Origin of the sequence: Streptomyces sp. NPDC006510, assembly GCF_040611955.1 — a bacterium.
Taxonomy (GTDB): Bacteria; Actinomycetota; Actinomycetes; order Streptomycetales; family Streptomycetaceae; genus Streptomyces.
Map to the genome: position 1 here is coordinate 1 of NZ_JBEXPH010000455.1, position 1509 is coordinate 1509.

Annotated in this window: 2 protein-coding genes; both read right to left on the bottom strand. The window is 71.0% G+C overall.

The features are described 5' to 3' along the window. On the bottom strand, positions 1–231 hold a 231-nt coding region (locus tag ABZY11_RS44455), incomplete at its 3' end, for a carboxyl transferase domain-containing protein (RefSeq protein WP_356484613.1). 153 nt (positions 232–384) lie between these two features. Next, positions 385–1509 (bottom strand): carbohydrate ABC transporter substrate-binding protein (locus ABZY11_RS44460; protein ID WP_356484614.1); only part of this gene is annotated, 1125 nt, incomplete at its 5' end.

Consider the following 1509-nt stretch of genomic DNA (forward strand, 5'->3'; position numbering starts at 1 on the left):
CAGACCGAACCCCGTCGCCCGGTGCCGGCGCAGCTGCTCGACCTCCCTGAACGAACCCTCGTCGAGGAGCAGCGCGATGCGCTCACGCGCCGTCAGCTTGCCCTTGGCGTGCTGCGCCTCGGTCGCGCGGTCACTCGGTCCGCGACGGGCCTGCTCACGCAGTGCCAGCAGTTCGGCCACACGGCCACGGGTGTCGCTCGGCTCGCCCGGGGTTTCGTCCACAACGGTCATGTACCGACCCTACGAAGCCGGGCAAGTAAACCCTGCCGTCGACTCCGTACAGTCTCCTGACCCGTTTCCTGGTGGAGCCCGACAGAATCCGGGCGGCATGCAGGCGAAGTACCAGCCAGTACGGGTCTGTCTTTGTACGAGTCCGACAAAGGCTCACTGTGGTCTGCTGCACACCCCTGTCAGTCTGGGGGTATGGGCCGGTTGGGCGTCCTGGACCCGCTGGACGTCGTCCAGGCGGTCCCGCACCGGGGCATCGGGGTGGGCGATGGTCAGCAGCACCGCCTCGTAGAAGGCGTCCCGCACGGCGGCGGGCATCACATCGGAAGCGTCCAGACAGAGCGGCACCCGCTGGTCGGTCAGACGGCTGCTGATCTGCTTCTCGACCGTACCGTTCCTGGCGGGCACGTCGGAGTTCGGCGAGAATACCCCGGCCTTGCGGCCCCACTCCTCCTGGGCCTCCCGGGAGGTGAGCCGGGTGAGCAGATCGCGGGCCTGTGCGGAGTTGCCGAAGAGCGCGGCGAAGTCGGCGGACACCTCGCGGCCCTTGATCCTCGGGCCCGAGGGCAGCAGCGGCGCGGAGTCCGTGAAGGCGGCCCGCCCGCTGTGGTCCCCGTAGAAGGACCGGGCGAAGGAGCCCTGGTGCTCCAGGGCGCAGCCGCCGTCGAAGAGCAGTCCGTGCCCGCCGGGCCGGCCCCGGTGGTCGCGGAGCAGGGCCTGGCCGGCGGCCTTCCCGTCCTGGGCCAGCAGGCCGGCCCACAGGCTCCAGGCATTGATCACCGGGCCCTCCGTCCACTTCAGGTCCCCGGTCGCCCACCGCTCGTACAGCACCGGGCCCGCCGTCTGCAGGATCAGGTCCTCGATCCAGTCGCTGCCCGGCCAGCCCGAGGCGCCGTCGTCGCCCATGCCGACGCACCAGGAGGCCAGTGGCGCGGGGTAGGAGGGCGGCGGCCGGTCCTTGCGGTACCAGACGATGCTCTTGAGGTCCGTCTTGAGCGGCACCCAGAGATCCGCCTCTATGCCCTTCGCCTCCGGCTGCCACGGCATGCCGTACTTCGCGGCCGTGTCCTTGCCGCCCAGCGGGTGCAGCCGCCGCTCCGCGGCGTACTCGACGAGATCCCCGACGCCCGGCAGGATCGCGATGTCGGGCGGATTGCCCGCCTGCACCGCGGCGAGCAGGACCTCCCGGGTGGCGGCGGTGCCCTGGTAGGTGTACGGGGTGCCCAGGGTGTCCAGGACGGCCTTGAACTGGGTCTCCTGGTTGTCGGTCCACGGCCCGAG